Origin of the sequence: Telmatobacter sp. DSM 110680, from assembly GCF_039994875.1 — a bacterium.
Taxonomy (GTDB): domain Bacteria; phylum Acidobacteriota; class Terriglobia; order Terriglobales; family Acidobacteriaceae; genus Telmatobacter.
Map to the genome: position 1 here is coordinate 3,817,713 of NZ_CP121196.1, position 16,895 is coordinate 3,834,607.

The 16,895-nt window shown below is 54.9% G+C and carries 14 protein-coding genes; 3 read left to right on the forward strand and 11 right to left on the reverse strand.

From position 1 onward, the window contains the following. Nucleotides 1–6 precede the first annotated feature (6 nt). Nucleotides 7–495, reverse strand: coding sequence for a bifunctional nuclease family protein (locus P8935_RS15650; RefSeq protein WP_348261230.1), 489 nt, complete (start codon nucleotides 493–495; stop codon nucleotides 7–9). A 20-nt stretch (nucleotides 496–515) separates the two neighbouring features. Then, the gene (gene miaB / locus P8935_RS15655; protein WP_348261231.1) at nucleotides 516–1,835 is read right to left on the reverse strand and encodes a tRNA (N6-isopentenyl adenosine(37)-C2)-methylthiotransferase MiaB; all 1,320 of its coding nucleotides are present in this window, start codon (nucleotides 1,833–1,835) and stop codon (nucleotides 516–518) included. 313 nt (nucleotides 1,836–2,148) lie between these two features. On the opposite strand from miaB, the gene P8935_RS15660 reads away from it, so the two are divergent. Next, a complete protein-coding gene (locus P8935_RS15660) occupies nucleotides 2,149–4,614 on the forward strand; it encodes an ABC transporter permease (RefSeq protein WP_348261232.1) in 2,466 nt (821 codons plus the stop codon). 27 nt (nucleotides 4,615–4,641) lie between these two features. Here P8935_RS15660 and P8935_RS15665 read toward each other — a convergent pair whose 3' ends face one another. Continuing rightward, the gene (locus P8935_RS15665) at nucleotides 4,642–4,995 is read right to left on the reverse strand and encodes a cytochrome c (RefSeq protein WP_348261233.1); all 354 of its coding nucleotides are present in this window, start codon (nucleotides 4,993–4,995) and stop codon (nucleotides 4,642–4,644) included. 42 nt (nucleotides 4,996–5,037) lie between these two features. Here P8935_RS15665 and P8935_RS15670 point away from each other — a divergent pair, with 42 nt between their 5' ends. Further along, nucleotides 5,038–6,009, forward strand: a complete 972-nt coding sequence (locus P8935_RS15670) for a threonine dehydratase (RefSeq protein ID WP_348261234.1) — start codon at nucleotides 5,038–5,040, stop codon at nucleotides 6,007–6,009. After that, nucleotides 6,009–6,449, forward strand: a complete 441-nt coding sequence (locus P8935_RS15675; RefSeq protein ID WP_348261235.1) for a PaaI family thioesterase — start codon at nucleotides 6,009–6,011, stop codon at nucleotides 6,447–6,449. The genes P8935_RS15670 and P8935_RS15675 overlap by 1 nt, the downstream gene beginning before the upstream one ends. A gap of 6 nt (nucleotides 6,450–6,455) precedes the next feature. On the opposite strand, the gene P8935_RS15680 is transcribed toward P8935_RS15675, so the two are convergent. From P8935_RS15680 to fliF, 8 genes are all read right to left on the reverse strand, one after another. Further along, nucleotides 6,456–7,319 carry an alpha/beta hydrolase gene (locus P8935_RS15680; RefSeq protein ID WP_348261236.1) on the reverse strand — a complete coding sequence of 288 codons (864 nt, stop codon included), beginning with the start codon at nucleotides 7,317–7,319 and terminating at the stop codon, nucleotides 6,456–6,458. Nucleotides 7,320–7,559: 240 nt separating this feature from the next. Next, entirely contained in the window at nucleotides 7,560–9,083 is a 1,524-nt protein-coding gene (locus tag P8935_RS15685; protein ID WP_348261237.1) for a flagellar hook-basal body complex protein, read from the reverse strand. A gap of 70 nt (nucleotides 9,084–9,153) precedes the next feature. Next, nucleotides 9,154–9,660, reverse strand: coding sequence for a flagellar hook capping FlgD N-terminal domain-containing protein (locus tag P8935_RS15690; RefSeq protein WP_348261238.1), 507 nt, complete (start codon nucleotides 9,658–9,660; stop codon nucleotides 9,154–9,156). A gap of 44 nt (nucleotides 9,661–9,704) precedes the next feature. Beyond that, nucleotides 9,705–10,754 carry a hypothetical protein gene (locus P8935_RS15695; protein ID WP_348261239.1) on the reverse strand — a complete coding sequence of 350 codons (1,050 nt, stop codon included), beginning with the start codon at nucleotides 10,752–10,754 and terminating at the stop codon, nucleotides 9,705–9,707. A gap of 1,222 nt (nucleotides 10,755–11,976) precedes the next feature. Then, a complete protein-coding gene (locus P8935_RS15700; protein ID WP_348261240.1) occupies nucleotides 11,977–13,290 on the reverse strand; it encodes a FliI/YscN family ATPase in 1,314 nt (437 codons plus the stop codon). Further along, nucleotides 13,287–13,967, reverse strand: coding sequence for a FliH/SctL family protein (locus P8935_RS15705; protein WP_348261241.1), 681 nt, complete (start codon nucleotides 13,965–13,967; stop codon nucleotides 13,287–13,289). Before P8935_RS15705 ends, P8935_RS15700 begins: the two co-directional genes overlap by 4 nt. 103 nt (nucleotides 13,968–14,070) lie before the next feature. Further along, entirely contained in the window at nucleotides 14,071–15,123 is a 1,053-nt protein-coding gene (gene fliG / locus P8935_RS15710; protein ID WP_348261242.1) for a flagellar motor switch protein FliG, read from the reverse strand. An 88-nt stretch (nucleotides 15,124–15,211) separates the two neighbouring features. Beyond that, nucleotides 15,212–16,846, reverse strand: coding sequence for a flagellar basal-body MS-ring/collar protein FliF (gene fliF, locus P8935_RS15715; protein ID WP_348261243.1), 1,635 nt, complete (start codon nucleotides 16,844–16,846; stop codon nucleotides 15,212–15,214). Nucleotides 16,847–16,895 lie beyond the last annotated feature (49 nt).

Here is a 16,895-nt window from a genome sequence, read left to right on the forward strand (position 1 = left end):
GCTTCCCTACATCTTGTAGCGGCCCAAGTCTTCGTCGTTCAAGCCTTCAAGCCAGCCTCGGAGTTCTTCGGCGGTAGGACCTTCGGGTGGGCCGTTCATGTTCAGCTTGGCTGACTGCATGACTTGTTCCGATACGAAGATCGGACAGTCTGCACGCAGCGCGAGCGCGATCGCATCAGACGGGCGCGCGTCCAGGGTTATCAATTCGCCCTCTTGACGAATCCACAGCATTGCGAAGAAGGTGTCGTCTCTAAGCTCTGTAATGACTATCTTTTCCAGCTCTCCGTTCATGTGACGCATTAGATTCCGGGTCAAATCGTGCGTCATTGGCCGGGGGGCGGCTACCTTTTCAATCTCTATGGCTATAGCGTTGGCCTCAAAGATCCCGACCCATATAGGCATAACGGTATCGGAGCCAACGTCCTTGAGAACAACGATTGGCATATTGGTAGCTGGATCCATCATCAAACCGCGGATGCGCACTTCGATGTCCATAGGCTCCCTTCGCTACTTGCTTAGACGGCCTCACCTACGAGGCTGTTGGGAAAAGTATTGGTGATTTTCACATTCACATAGGAACCCGGAGCGGGAGCGATGGGCGTGGAAGTCGTGAAGTTTACTGGTTTGTTTTGCGTGCTTCGGCCGGAAATCTGACCTCGGGCTGGATTTAATCCCTCGACCATTACTTCCATTTGCTCCCCTAAATGCTTGGCGTAGTTGGCCCTCTGAATCTCGCGTTGTCGGTCGAGAACTAGCTGAAGCCGTCTGACCTTCTCTGCATCGGGCAAGGAATCGATCATAGTAAGTGCCGGAGTATTGGGACGGCCAGAGTATTTGAAACCGAACACGCAATCGTACTGGACCTCCTGTAGCAAGTCCATAGTCTGGATGAAATCGTCAGGCGTTTCTCCTGGAAATCCAACGATGATGTCCGTCGAAAGCGAAATGTTTCGCTTTGCCGCCCTGATCCAGCTGATGCGTTCGAGGTACCAGTCGGCCGTATATTCTCGCGCCATCATCTTGAGCACTCGGGACGACCCAGACTGAATGGGCAGATGCACGTGATCGCAGAGCGTTGGATAAGCGTCGATCGCTTCTACGATGTCCCGCGTAAAGTCGCGGGGATGACTGGTGGTGAAACGTACGCGACGGATGCCGGGAACCTGGCCAACGGCAGCGAGCAATTCGGCGAAGCTCAACTTCCCTTCCGGATCCTTGTAGCTGTTTACGTTCTGACCGAGAAGTTGAATCTCGCTATAACTCTGGTCGGCGATACGCCGCGCCTCGGCGAGCACAGATACTGATCCTCGGCTCCGCTCTTTGCCGCGCGTGTAAGGAACAACGCAGTAGGCGCAGAACTTGTCGCATCCTTCAATGATCGTGATGTATCCACGATAGGGATTCTGACGCGAAGTGAATTCCGTCTCGAAGGTCTCTTCGGTCTGGCGGTCGTCAAGGCCCGTGATCCGATTCTCGCCGGCTTCCAGGCGGCTCAGCATCTCAGGCAATTTGCGATAGGAAGCCGAACCGGATACTAAAGACACATACGGAGCGCGCTCGAAGATCTTCTCGCCCTCCTGCTGAGCTACACACCCGAGGACGCCAAAGCGCTTCCCGGCCTTGTGGAGCTTTTTGTAGTCGTTGAGGCGGTTAAAGACCTTTTGCTCGGCTTTGTCGCGAATGGAGCAGGTGTTGTAGAGGATGAGGCCGGCATCTTCCTCGGTCTCGACCTGGCGATAGCCTTCGTGCAGCAATGTGCCAATGACCTTTTCGGAGTCATGAGCATTCATCTGGCACCCGAAAGTCTCAAGGTAGAAGGTTTTTTCGGACGCCATAGCAAGTTTGAGTATAGAGCATTTCGACTACCGTGCCTCGCCGGTCCAGCCCATTTCATCGGTGTTACAGAGATACAAAACAGCGTCCAGTTCTGAACACACCCCTTCGGTATCGCACACTCAGTCCGCTTCTCTTCCCGACCCTCGAAGCTCGGAATAAAGGACTTGCATGCAAATGCCATTGGAGAGCGACATGCTCTAAGGCTTTGTAACTGGTTCCTGCAAGGCACGCTCGCAGTGATCTTTCTTCAGCATGAATCGCCTTTCATATCAAAGCTCTTGATGGTTTCGGGATTGGCTTTCAGCGGTCCGCATGACGATTACAGGACAAGGAGCGCACATGAAGATGGTGTTCCAGGATATTCGTTTTGGGATACGGCAGTTGATCAAGATGCCGGGGTTTACATTCACCGCGATCGTGTCGCTGGCGCTGGGCATTGGTGCCACGACGGCGGTATTCAGCGTGGTATACGCCATTCTGCTGGACCCTTATGCCTACAAAAATCCGGACCGCATGATCCATATGCGTCTGACCGTGCCATCGGGAGACCTGAATGGATTCGGAGTAACAGGGACGCAATGGCAGGAGCTGCGCAAGTCGCCGGTCGTAGAAGACACGTTTCTTGAAGACGATTGGAATCCCTCCATCACTGGTGGCGATCTTCCCGAAGATGTTCAAGGCGTCTATCTAAGCTCGAACGGATTCAATTTTCTGGGTGTGCCGGCCGCGGTTGGTCGTGGATTGCAACCCTCCGATGCGGTTGACGGCCAGGATCCTCAACCGGTTGCAGTACTCGGTTACAAATTCTGGCAGCGGCATTACAACAGTGACCCGTCTGTGATCGGCAAAACCATCCAACTGAATCGCAAGAACTTCGCGATTGTTGGTGTCGCTGGGCCGCGATTCACATGGGGAGACGGCGATGTATACCTGCCGCTGAAGATCACTGGCGACCAAGTGAAAGGCTTCTATGCGGGCGTTCGGCTCAAACCGGGCATCACCCATGCGCAGGCCAATGCCGCGCTTGAGCCTCTCATTTTCCAATTCGCGAAGGAAACGCCAAAGCACTTCCCGACGGATTGGAAGCACCTTCGCATAGTGGGACTCAACGAAGACTTCGTCAGACAGCTTGGAGGCACACTCTACTTGTTGTTTGGCGCGGTTGCGCTATTGCTGATGATTGGCTGTAGCAATGTTTCTATTTTGTTGCTCGCCCGCGCCACCGCCCGCCAGCATGAGTTCGCCGTCCGCTCCGCGATTGGAGCGAGTCAGTCGCGAATTGTCCGCCAACTGCTGACAGAGTCCCTTCTGCTTTCCCTTACCGGCGCAGGGATGGGACTTCTGCTGGCGTACAAAACTGTCGATATCATCGTTGCTAATCTGCCCCAGTTCTCCTTCCCACATGAGGCAGCAATTCAAATCAATGTGCCAGTTCTGATCTTTGCGATTTTGGTTGCGGTCACTACCGGGGTGCTGTTTGGACTGTGGCCAGCCTGGCAGTTATCGCGGCCCGAGGTCAGCCAGATCATGCAGTCGAACACGCGCAAAACGACGGGTGATGTGAAGGGACGTAGAACACACGCGGTGCTGATCGGAGGCCAGATCGCTTTGACGCTGCTGATGATGGCGGGTGCGGGAGCTGCGATTGAAGGATTTCTGAAGGTAGCACACACGCCGCTCGGATACGATCCGCATAACGTCATGTCGGTCGGGATTCCGATCCACGACGGAACCTACAGCACCTGGCCGGAGAGAGCAGCATACTTTGAACAGATTTACGCGAAAGTGGCGGACGTTCCGGGCGTCGAACTCGCAGCTGTCTCCAGCAACGCGACTCCACCTGACAATGGATTTAGAACCAAGTTCGAAATTGTCGGCAAGCCATCTTCAGCAGATCAGTCCGTGCGCTTCAACATGGTCAGCAAAGAGTATTTTCCCGTGCTCAAGATGCCCCTGGTGCAAGGAAGGATATGGGACGAGGCGGAGACCCGCCGCGGTGCAGCGGTCACTGTAGTCAACGAGGCATTTGCGAAACGCTACTTCCCTGCCGGCGATACGGTTGGCCACACCATGAAGGTTCCGGAATTGAAGCCGCAGCCTCCTTATTTGCTTACGGCGCCCAGCAGCGAAGATGGGTTGCTCATTGTGGGCGTTGTAGCCGACAAGCTTGATGAAGGTCTTTCGAAGCCAGTCTTCCCGGAAGTTTTCGTTCCCTACACAGTGGCCATGGGCATGTACACGCAGGTTCTAGTTCGTGCTAAAGGTCAGCCTCTGACTCTCCTTCACCCCATTCGCGCCGCAGTCAACTCCATTGACCCCGACCAGCAAACAAACAACGATGTGCGCGACCTTGAGCATTGGATTATGCGAGAGCCGGAATGGGCCCGTGGACAGCTTGTCGCGTGGCTTTTCGGAGCGTTTGCTGCGCTGGCACTTGCACTGGCGTCAGTCGGACTGTACAGCGTAGTCGCCTATGCAGTGGTCCAACGTACAAACGAATTCGGCATCCGCATTGCTCTTGGAGCAAAGAAGGGGCACGTTCTAGGCATCGTGTTCCGCTCGACGGTCGCAAGCGTCGGTACTGGAATCGTGACGGGAGTGGTGTTGACGCTGGCCCTGAACAAAGTGATGGCTAGCTGGTCAGCCGAGAGTTCGCGCGATCCCCTGCTCCTGCTCGCCGCCACGCTCGTTCTCTCGCTGGTAGCAACCTTCGCCTGCATTATTCCCGCATGGCGGGCAGCGGGCATTGACCCCATGAAGGCAATTCGTTATGAGTGAACGTCGGGGGGGGAGTACTGCCATCATTTAGCGCAAGCCGGTGTGAAGGTAGGCTAGCAACGCAGACATTTGCGTTTCATCGAAGCGGCCGCTGAAAGCGGGCATCATTCCCTTGCCCGCGATAATTATCCGCCGGACTTCCGCATCGGTCGCCGGGCCGCCACTGGGAAGATTGCCGCTCTTGAATACCGCATGCAGGTCTGGCGGAACCTTCTTGAGTTGCAAGTCGTTCTCCTCATGGCAGTGGGCGCAGCGCACTTCGTAGAGATGCTTGCCCTCGGCTTGCTGCGCGGTGAGCCGTGGTGTCGTACGACAAGCCCCAAGTGAGAATGCCAAGCCAACCGACAGGAGGAGGATTGAGAGAAAGCGCGTAAGAGTCATCCCTCTTCATTCTAGGGTCGTGTGGTTCGGTATGCTGGAAACATGACGCTTCCCTCTTTGAAGCAGATCCGCGAGGCGCAGGATGTTCTCTATCGCTACATGCCCCCGACGCCCCAGTACAGCTGGCCTCTGATCAATCAGCGGTCAGGCGCAGAAGTCTGGATCAAGCATGAAAATCACACGCCGGTCGGCGCGTTCAAGATTCGTGGCGCACTGATCTACACCGAGTGGCTGCGGAGATCACAATCGAATCTAAAAGGTGTTGTCGCTGCGACGCGCGGAAATCACGGCCAGGGCGTGGCAATGGCGGCAAGGATTCACGGAATATCCTGCGTGATCGTTGTGCCGCACGGCAACAGCGCTGAGAAGAATCGCGCCATGATTGCGCAAGGCGCAGAGCTGGTGGAGCACGGACAGGATTTTCAAGAGTCTCTCGAATTTGCACGAACTCTTTCCACTAAGCGCGAATTCGTCATGGTCGACTCATTTCACGAACGACTGGTGATGGGCACGGCGACTTATGCGTTAGAGTTCTTTCAATCAGTCCCTGCACTGGACCGAGTCTATGTGCCTATTGGGCTCGGATCCTCGGTTTGTGGGGTATCTGCAGCACGCAACGCGCTGGGGCTGGCGACAGAGATCATCGGAGTAGTTGCTTCAGGATCCCCGTCGTACTCGCTGAGTTTCGCCCAGCACAGGGTTGTGGACGCTCCTTCGCGCACTGCGATTGCCGACGGACTGGCGTGCAGAACGCCGAACGCCCTTGCAATGGAGATCATCTGGCAGAACGTGTCTCGGATCGTGGAAGTTTCTGATGTTGAGATTGCTTGCGCTATGTGCGTCCTCTTTAAGGACACACATAATGTTGCGGAAGGCGCCGCGGCAGCTGCGCTCGCCGGGGCGATGCAGGAACAGGAAGCCAATCGAGGCAAGCGTATCGGCGTTGTGCTGACGGGGGGCAATGTTGATGCGGACGTCTTTGCGCGGGTGCTGAGCGGGGAGAAGGCGCAGTGATGAAACCACATTTCGACAATTTAACGCCCCTGGCTCATGCAGCACAGAATCGATGCTTCGGCTGCGGGGAAGCTAATCCTCAAGGATTGCAGTTGGATTTCCTGCTTGCCGAAGACGGCACGGTAGTATGTCCCGTGAAGATCGGAAACAGCTTTGAAGGCCATCCCGGATTTCTGCACGGAGGCATTATCGCCACGCTTCTGGATGAAACCATGAGCAAGTCGGTTCGCGCGCGTGGTCTCACCGCGATGACGCGGCATCTTGAAGTGGACTACAAGCGCCCCGTGCCGTCCTGCACGATGATTCGCATGGAAGGTCGCGTCGTCAGGGACGAAGGTCGTAAACATTGGGCCGAAGCTACAATCTTCGGCGCCGACGGCCACGTTCTTGCACAAGGTAAAGGGCTGTTCATTGAGGTTCGGCCGGAAAGATCAGCGTGATCCGACTTATTCCAGCTTAGATAGCCAGTCGATAATGGCGCTCTCGAGAAATATCCTATGATCAGACCAGCCGTGGTCGGTATCAGCGTGAACGGCCTTGATGTTCTCACCGCCTTTTGCCTTGATGGCCTGAATCAGCGCGTCGGTGTCGGGAGCAAGACCATCGTTCGCGGATAGGACGAGAAGCGGAACGTCCTTGAGCCCATCAATGGCGTTGGCGAAGGCAAATGTCTTGGAGTTTTGCGCTACTTCATTCGCCATGGTTTCGGGAGTCGCAGCCAGAGACTCGATGTTGTCGGCCATTTCGGCCACCAGTTTGTCGTGCTGCATCTCACCCAGTTTGCCCATGTCAGCCGCACTGATCAGAATTGCACCAGCCAGGCCGTGGTCGTGCGAAGCCGTCATCACGGTTACCCAGCCGCCCATACTATGACCGGCGAGAACGATTCGCTTAGTGTCGACCCGCAGCTTGGCGGCATTGGCGGGAACGCGAAGATAGGCCAGCACAGCGTCCGCGTCTTCGAGATTCTGCGAGAACTTGTAGGGCCCGGGACTTCCCCACGAACCCCTGTAGTTGAAGGTCACGGCATTCCAGCCTGCGCGACGCAGCGCCTGTGCAAGATCAAGATTCTTCTCATTGCCGGGTAGACCGTGGCAGATCACGATAGTCGGATGGAAACCGCTACCCGCGGGCGAGTATGCGATTCCGTTGATCATAGCGCCGTGCGAGGGAATATGAAGCACTTCCATTGCGGCTGGATGTGCTGTATCCGACGGTGGATCCGTGTAGATCGCGGGAGGGGCAGACTGGGAATGAACGGCGGCGGAGAGAGCGAGGATAACTGTTGCGGCCAAAAATGAAAAGCGCATCGTGGAGAGCCTCTTTATTGTTTCAAGTCCGGTAGATTCGAACTCCTCATCGGGACAGGCGTAAATTCAAGGTGACAAGCGTGGGGGAGAGTCGAAACCGTTTCGGAGTACAGATAGTGTACCTTCCGGAACTCGTGTGAGCTTGAAGTTGACATTCACAAAAACGCCCCATCGCGAACAAAGCAAATTTGCGATGGGGCCGGGGTTGATTAATCGCGCGCAACACCATTGAAACAATGACTAGTGGATCATGTTAATGGTTTCCTGGGTTATGGTATCGAACGTTGTTACTGCCTTGGAGTTTGCTTCGAAGGCTCGCTGGGCAATGATGAGATCAGAGAACTCGGCGGAGATGTTTACATTGGAGGCTTCCAATGCGCCACCCTGCATGGAGCCGAGTCCCGATGTACCTGAAACTCCGATAGCGGCGGTACCGCTGGCCAGGGACGTTGAAAAATCGCCGTTGCCCATATCTTGAAGTCCCTGCAGATTGACCACATTGCCTAGCGCTAATTGACTGACATTCAACTTTTGTCCGTTGTTGAATGTAGCTGTTACCGTTCCATCCGAGCCGATGGTGAAACCGGAATAGTTGCCGCTCGCAAAACCGTCTTGTGTTGAAGCTGAGACAGAAGATGTTTGAGCAACCACTTGCGTCAAGGATGACGTCCCGTCAGGGCCAAATAGATTCCAGGTCATGTCCATGTTTGAAGCGCCGTCAGAAAGGCCAGAAAATGTAATTCCGGTTACATCTGTTGAGGGGCTCACTAGATTCCCATTTGAATCGAAAGTGAGGATGCCGCTGGAAGAGGCCGAAGATACGGGATCCTGAATTACGCTGCCTGCAGTGGTGAGATTGGCACCACTGATCGTCAATTGGCCATTATTTGCAGTTACTGTGCCTTGGATATTTGCAGCTGTCAGGGCGTTCTGCAGATCCGCGGCATATTGGACGATCGTCTCGCCTGCGGTAACGGTAGGTGCGTTGATTGTCGTGGACACATTGTTGCTCGCATTGATCCCCGTGATCGTCAGGTTCGTGGACGGATCGACGGTGGCCGGAACGCCGCCGCTCGAACCAAAGTTATAGACCTGCGTCGCATTCCCCATAGTGGCCGCGAGCGTATCTGGAAGCGTCACATTGTAAGACCATGTGTTGGTCGCTGTCTTGGTGAAGGTAACTTGAGCCTGATACGCGTTTCCCAAAGAATCGTAGACTTGAATCTTCCCGGCCAACTTGTCATTGATGTCGGCCGCTGAGTTAAGGGTTGCGGTCACACCGAACGACGTTGTCCCACTTGGCGGCTCTACCTCGCCGACGGGAATATGCACGGGCGCAAGCGGTGCGTTCGAATTCACCACGCCGTTCACCGCTGGAAACCCCATGACATTGAGTCCGCTTGAAGTAACCAGGTTCCCATTGAGATCAAGAGAAAAATCTCCATCCCTGGTGAGAAGCGTGTCAGTCCCACTACCAACCACAAAGAATCCGTTGCCCTGCAAAGCAACGTTCGTATCCACATTTGTGGTATTTGGGGACCCATTGGAAAAGTCAGTCTCGATCGAGCACACCTGAGTTCCGGATCCGCGCTGAATAGGATCACCGGAACCAGCTTCGCCTATCTGCTGATAAAACAGATCGGAGAAATTAACCGACTTTGACTTGAAACCTGTTGTATTCATATTCGACAGGTTGTTTGCGATGGTGTTGAGTGCGGTCGAGTCTGCATTCAGTCCCGTCAGCGGAATATAGAAACTTGCCATGATGTTTCTCCTATACAGTGAAACCGGCCTCGGCGGTTGCGTGTGAAGGTGATGAAGACGACGCCCTGACTCACCGGACGGTCAATGGGAGCGTCAAAGATTGAGAAACTCGCAGCGCCGCTGGGCTGGCCGGTAGAACAGCCAGATTCCCTTCGACAGCGTGTGGCAGCGTAGATCCGGCGATGCCCTCCAGAATTGCCGATTTGGAGGACGCCGCACTGGTTCCGGATTGCACTGCGTCTGGGATTGAAGGGACCTGCGGTATGCTCGGATCTCTGACGATCCCCTTACTTGCCGCAGTGTCTGAAGTGAGCGTCTGATTGATAGAGATGAGTTGCTCAAGGCTATTCACCTGAACCAGCTGATTGATGTATTCGTTTGGATCGGTATTGGCAGTCGGATCCTGGTTCTTCATTTCGGTCACCAGAAGCGTAAGAAAATCATTCGCCGATATGGTTGCCGAATCGCTCGCAGAACTGGTGGCTGTTGCCGCTGTCTGCGGATTGATCGACTGCGCGTTCATCAAATTGTGTGCAGTCGCGTGATGACTCGAAACTCCAGAAATCAATACAGACATTCTTCCTCCTTGATGGTTAACTTGCGAGTCTATGATCGAGCGCGCTAAACAATAACGGAGACATGGCGCTCGCCTGGCATCTGGCCGGCCGTGATTGCCGGATCTTGCACTCTTCCGATTCCCATTCGCAAAGTTGGTGATGGGATGTTTTGGGCTGTGCTGGTTCGCGGCGATTGAGAGTCTTCCTGACTGTGCTGTGCATCGCTTTCGGTGCCACGTCCGCCGTGATGCTGAGCCGAATGCTCTGCACTGTCTCGACTATTCAAGCCGGTATCTGGGGATTCCATTGTCACGGCATTCAAATGCTCGTATTGAGGCGTCAGGTGAGCATTCAAGCCAGCAAGATGCAGGTTCAATACCTGCCCTGCGGCATCCGATGCCGGAATCACGACGGCATGGATGCCACCCGCCCCTGCTTGCGCACGTACGCTTACCCAGCCAAGTGATGGGTCTTGAAAGCCGGCCTCTGCGCGACGGCTGCCGGAAAGTGTCCATTGCGAAGTGGGTCCGCGTTCATCGATGGCACCAAAGACTTCAGTCACTTTTCCAGTGCGTTCTGTCAACTCGCTCGACGTGGCGAGGCCGAACTCGGACCTGTTCGCGTGTGGATATGAGGGTGCACTGAATTCGTCGTGAGTGGCTATGGAAGCAGAGATGGTTCGCGTTGTACTTATGGACGTCGCGGCGCTCGAAGATGAGTGGGCATTTGCGCGGGAGTTTGAGACATTATTGCGGACGTCAATGGTTGTTTGTTGGTGGTCGACCGTCGGAAGAGCTTGCGTAAGACGGAGAGTATCGAATGCCCGGCCGTCGCTGGGTTCCGCTTTTGAAGCCCTATCGATACGATTGACGGACGATATTTCCGATATCGACGAATTGGCAGGCACTCCTGCATTTTGAATGTCAAGGTCGGGTCGCACAACTTGCTGTTGGATGGAAAGGGTTACAGCGTTAGCGGATGCAGGCAATTCATCGTGCGCACCGTGCATCATGAGCGGCGGGGACGAATCAAGAGAAACTTCCGAAGATGTCACGGTGGTGTCCGCACCTTCTGCGTTGATCTGCTCGACAGCTTTTATATGCTCACCTGTCATCGATGATGACAATTGGATAGGTAACCCATCACAACAACTATTCAACCCGGTTGGTTGACAACGCTCGGTCGGACTTGGTCGTGGCGTCAATTGCGTGGCATGCGAAGCATCCAGCAACAAATTGGCAGGTTGAACGAAGGATCCCGGGGCCGCGGTCAACATGATCGGCTTAAAAATGTCTGCATGGTGCGGCTCAGTGGACTTTTTTCCGTCAGGACCTTGAGGATGCAGATTCTTGGCGGAGATATTTCGTTCGGCATTCATGTCCCCGCGTCGATTCGAGTCTACATACGCGTTATTGTTCCTGATTATCGTTGCCGCACTATGCTTTTGGGGTCCGGGGACGCTTTGCGAATCGAACTCATCCACATCCAGACCGTCTCTTGAGGCGACCTTATGCTCGCTCTGTCCAGCTGATCGCGGCATAAACGCAGCAGCGCCTTCTGAGCTGGGGGGTCGATTGTTGGTTGCCCAACACACGCGATAAAATAACGCTTCCAGTCGATCTTTCCGGACTGGTGAATCCCGAGAGAATCTGTTGCCACTTTTTTTCGAAGCTCTCGCCATCTCCCCGCACAATTCCCTGAATATCGGGAAAGGTGATCGGCGTGCCGGAAGCAAATCCAACACTAGCCATCGCGCGCTCAAAGCCCTGTTCGGCTCTTTGAACATTCATGCCAGAGGTGACGTTCATGTGCGGTGTTGTAGCAGCCGATAGGCCAAATCACTTGCTGTCGGGTTAGAGAAATGTCAGACTTCGGACGCGTTCGACCGGACGAACTTCCTTTTCGGGGTTCGCTCTGAGAGATGCCACTCATCTAGCGCAGATTGACTTTTGCGGTTCGCCTCAACTACTTCCCGCGCGCGTGCGGCTTCAAGTAGAGACTCGACCTGGCGTCGTTCTATGCGCTTAGCCAAAAACTCCTGCCGGATTAGAGCCACATCTGTTTCTACCGCCGCGATCCTTGCCGGCAAGACCGTCATCAGGCGTTCTGCAGCTGTTATCTCTTGCAGGGCAGCAATTCTATCTACCTGCTCGCCTGACCGGATACTGGACGCTATCAAGGCTCGCGCCCGCCTTTCTCTTCCAAAATTGTCTTCTAAAGCGTTTTGGAGAAAGCGCAGCTTGGCCAGCGAGGACTCCATTTGAGTGCGTCTCTGATTCTCTTCTGCTTCTCGAATGCTGCGGAGCCGACGCAGATTTTGCGATGCAGCCATTGCGCTACATCTCCTCAGCAAGCATCGCGAGGCGATGCAGGCAGTCTGCGAAGCCGATACGCTGCTCTGGCGATTGGGTCATGAACTCTCGCATCGCATTGCGAACTTGAAGCGCGTGGTCAAGATCTGGATCTGCTCCCGGTTTATACGCTCCAATTCTCACCAGGTCTTCAGACCGCGCGTAGGCCGCCATCAAACGACGGAAACGGGAAGCCTGTTCGCGATGAGGGCGCTCGGTGACCGCTGGCATCAAGCGGCTGATAGAGTCGAGCAGGTCGATGGGCGGATACCATCCCTCCGCTGCAAGTTTTCGCGATAGAACTATGTGACCATCCAGAAGCGAACGTACTGCATCCACAAGTGGATCCTGTTGATCATCTCCTTCCATCAACACCGTGTAGAAGGCGGTGATAGAACCGTTGCGAAAGTTACCGGCTCTTTCCACGAGCTTGGCGAGACGACTGAAGACCGACGGAGTATACCCTTTTGCAGTCGGTGGTTCCCCCGCAGCCAAACCAATCTCACGCGCGGCCATGGCAAAGCGCGTAAGCGAATCGAGCACCAGAAGCACAGCCTTCCCTTGCCTCGCAAAGAATTCAGCGATGGTGGTGGCGGTCATGGCGGCGCGCATGCGCATCAGCGGCGACTCGTCAGAAGTGGAAACCACGACAATGGAACGCGCGAGTCCCTCTCCGTCCAGTGAGTTTTCAACAAATTCGCGCACCTCTCGGCCACGTTCACCTATCAGCCCAACGACTGTAATATCCGCTTCAGTGTTGCGGGTCATGATTCCTATCAAAGTGCTTTTGCCTACTCCGGACCCTCCGAAGATGCCGATGCGCTGCCCCTGGCCTACGGTGAGCAAGCCGTCTACTGCCTTGATTCCAGTTCCCAGGGGTCTATCAATCGAAACTCGATCGAGAGGCGCATGCAGTGATCCCTCCAAAGGAAGTCTCTCGGTAGGTCCAGCAATCCTTCCTCGCTCCCACGGAACACCGGTACTATCGAGAATTCTGCCGATCATGCCGGATCCAACGTGAACATCGGGACGCGTGCCGAGGGCGGTCACTGCATCGCCGTATCGCACTCCGGTGGTCGATTTGAGCGGCATTGTAATAATGTGTGACCCACGAAATCCGATAACTTCGGCGAGATGTTTGTTGCCGGAAACTTCTTCGATTTCGCAGCATTCTCCCACGGAAGCAAGAGGCCCTGCGGATTCAATGGTATTTCCGATAGACTCGACCACCTTCCCACGCCATCGCCAGGTCTGCGCAGACTTTGCGCGGGTTACGTAGTGATCGAGTGCTCCGCTCACGCCCGCTCCTTGTCGTCCTTGAGTGCGGAAAGGTCTTGGATCTGTGGCGTCTTTACGCTCGAACCGTGAAACAGAATACGTTCCGCCTCATGGATTTGACACGCCAGCCCCAAGTTCACTGAACCCATCTCACTCTCGATGACACACTCCCCGACTTGCAAATGATCGTCGGCGGCCACGGACGGAATGATTTTCAAATTTGGCAAGTGAGCAAGGGTATCGGTCCATAGTTCTATATCGCACACGGGGATGCGGAGTTTAACCTGCGCGGTCTCAGCCAGTTGACCAAGTGCCACTCGAACAGCTCCAATCAAGAACAACGGATCGATCTGTGCCTCGCGGCGCAGAATGCGCGCTGCAATGGCTAAGGCAAGTTTGACGACCTCGTGCTCGACCGTCTGCAGGAATTGATCGCGCTCCGTAGCAAATTGGCCGGCAAGATTAATCGCTTGCTTCGCTCGTTTGCACTCCTCTTCTTGTAAGAGGGCCAGTTGTGCATCCATGGCAATGGCGCGAGCTTCGACTACCCCTTGTTCGCGCCCTGATTGGAATGCTTTTTCAATCTCTTCTGAAAATGTGGCGCCGGATAACTCATGGTCGCCCAGGTGAGGGTCTACAAACTCGTTGCAGGCTCTGTCTGTTTTAGTGTCATGCGACGCAGCGCCAATCTCCGTCAACACTTCCCAGAGCACAGGCAGAGAATTGGAGTTGGACCGATACTCAAAGGCTTCAAGGCTGGATGAGATTGTTTTTCTCACTGAAAATCCGATCTAGTCACTGTCACGCAAGCATTTCGTCGCCTGTTTCAAGTTTCAGAATTACCTTGCCCTCCGCTTCAAGGCGCCTGGCAAGATTCAGAATTTCTTGTTGTGCCTGCGCCACATCGCGTGAACGGACGGGTCCGAGAACCTCCATATCCTCTTTCAGCATCTCAACGGCGCGAGAACTCATTGATTTGAAGATGGCGGCGCGCAACTCTTCGTTGGCACCGCGCAAGGCCATGGCAAGTTGCTTCTTGTCGACTCCCGAGACGATCTCCCGAATGGTAGCGGGCGGAACCGTTACGAGATCTTCGAACGTAAACATGAGGTTGCGAATGCCCAAAGCGAGTTCCGGCTGCCCATCTTCAATGACTTCAAGAATGCGCTTGGACTCTTCAGCATTCAGCCGGTTCATCAGATCAGCTACTGCCTTGAATCCGGAATAGCTTTTGCGTCCGGTATCGCCGACGGTCTCGAGACGCCGGTGAAGGATATGCGCTACCTTCTGCGCCATCTCCGGCGAGAATTGGCGCATCTCTGCGAGGCGCTGAATGGAGACTACCTTGTGCTCCTCGCTTAGACTGCTCAACACCAGCGATGCCCGCTTTGGATCGAGGTGCGCGAGCACCAGCGCGATCGTCTGGGGATGTTCCGCATCAAGTAGTTTGCCCAGTTGTTGAGGATCAGTACGCTGCAACTTTGCGAGGTTTCCCTGTTCCGCTTCCTGAGCTCTGCGCAGTTGCATCATCAAATCGTCCGCCCGCTGTTTGCCAAATGTTTCAGCCAGCAAGCGGCTGGCGTAATCTAGCCCGCCATGCACCATGAAGCCTTGTGTTTCCAGAACCTCCCAGAATTCTTCAATGACCGCTGAAGATACTTCGGGCGTTATGCCACGCATATCCGCGAATTCTTCTGTCAGGCGCTCGACGTCAGATTCAGGCAGCGTTCGGAGAATCTCCTTGGCGAGGTCCTCCCCAACGGCCATCAGGAGAACGGCGGCTTTGCGCACGCCGCTCAGATTTGTATTCTTTCGAAGAGTCCCAGACCCAAACTCGCCGCTAACTTCTGCCACGACTTGCTTCCTCTCTTCGCCGGGCCCACAAATTCAAACGCGCGGTTAATATTTGATACTGGCTATTACGACCAAGATCAATGCGCCGCTAATCAGAATGAATCCAGCTCTGCAGCAGGCGCGAACTCTGCGCCGGCTCGCTCTTAATTTGACTAGCCACTTGTTCGAATATCTTTTGCGACCTGACTCGTTCAGGATCGGGCAATGCCACTTCAACGGGTGGTAGAGACATTTGACTCACCGCCGCCGCACCGCGCGAAAGTTCACGAGGCGTGGCCTTGATTGCAGAAGCGACCTTCCCAAGTGCTGGTCGAACGCCGAAGGAGAGCACAACCATTAGCCCAATCAGCAGGCTGAGATACTTTACGACGACAGGAGAACTCTCTATCCTCGAAAGCATTTGCGCCGGGACTGAAGGAATTATCTGAATTCGATTCTCTTCAAACGAGATATCCTGCACTGAAACGACATCTCCGCGGGTTGCATCGAACCCGACGGCCGCCTGGGCGAGAGATGTAAGGTTGCGCAATTCGTCCGTCGAGCGTGCTTGCCACTGCCCCGCCGTTCCTTTTGCAGGAGGGCGTACCATGCGATCATTCACCACGATTGCAGCCGTGAGACGGTGAACTTTGCCCGGATTTTCAACCATGTGGCGAACTATTTTCGAAACGCCGTAAGTTCCTGATTCCGTCTTCGATGTCTGAGGTTGCGTTGTCTGCTTCGGATAAACGGGCAGGGGTTGAGTATTGGGAACATTGGATGCTGTTCCAGGAACTCCTGCCGCGATCTGCAGTTGACCCGAGGTTTGTTCGCTGCGCTCCATCGACAGCATTGCAGACTGGGCGGGATCATAACTTTCCCTTGTCTCGTCGATCGCATCTGGATCGTAATCCAGGGTCACGGATGCACGCACGTTTCCCGCTCCCGTCACCGGCTCAAGTGTAGAGATCAACTTTTCCTCGAGAGCTTGTTCTGCATTGAGCTGCAATCCATCAGCGGTCTTAGGACCCAGGGGCAGGTGACCAGATGCATCTACAAGAACCACACGATCGGCCTGAAGTCCATCGACTGCAGACGCGACCAAATTGCGGATTGCGTCTGCTTCTCCGTCCGCCAGCGCACCGCGACGTAGTTTCAGGACAACAGACGCTTTGGCAGGCCTATCCTGATCGCGAAACAAAGAATCATGTGCAATCACCAAGTGCACGCGCGCCGATTCAACATCGGCCAACGATCCTACGGTGTGTTCGAGTTCCCCCTCTAGCGCGCGCTGATAATTTACCTGTTCATCAAACTCTGAGCCAACCCAGTTTGGCTTGTCGAAAAGCTCGAATCCCATCCGCCCGCTTTTTGCGCCGCCCTTGGCGGCCGTGGCCAACCGGGCTTTATCCAACTGCGATGCAGCAACGCGCAGAGTTGTTCCGTTTTCCGTTACATCATATGGGATCTGCGCTTGCGTCAAAGTGAGGCCGAGCTGCCTCGCGTCGTCCGGATCAAGTCCTGCATATAAGATTTTCCAGTCGATGCGCAATCCGAACCACAACAGACCGCCCAAAAGTGTGATCAGCATGGTGACCGCAACAATCGACCAGCGACGCTGCAGCGGGTCCATGCTCGCCCAGCCAATGCGCGACCGAGTCCACAGGGCCGCGACTCCCGCAGCCATCTGGCTGGTGGTGATTTCCGATTCGCGTTTCTCCAACTGTGTTTGTGGAGTGGCCATCTTCTCTGTCCTTGCCGATTGTCGAATCGGCAACGCGTGCGTAGTCAGG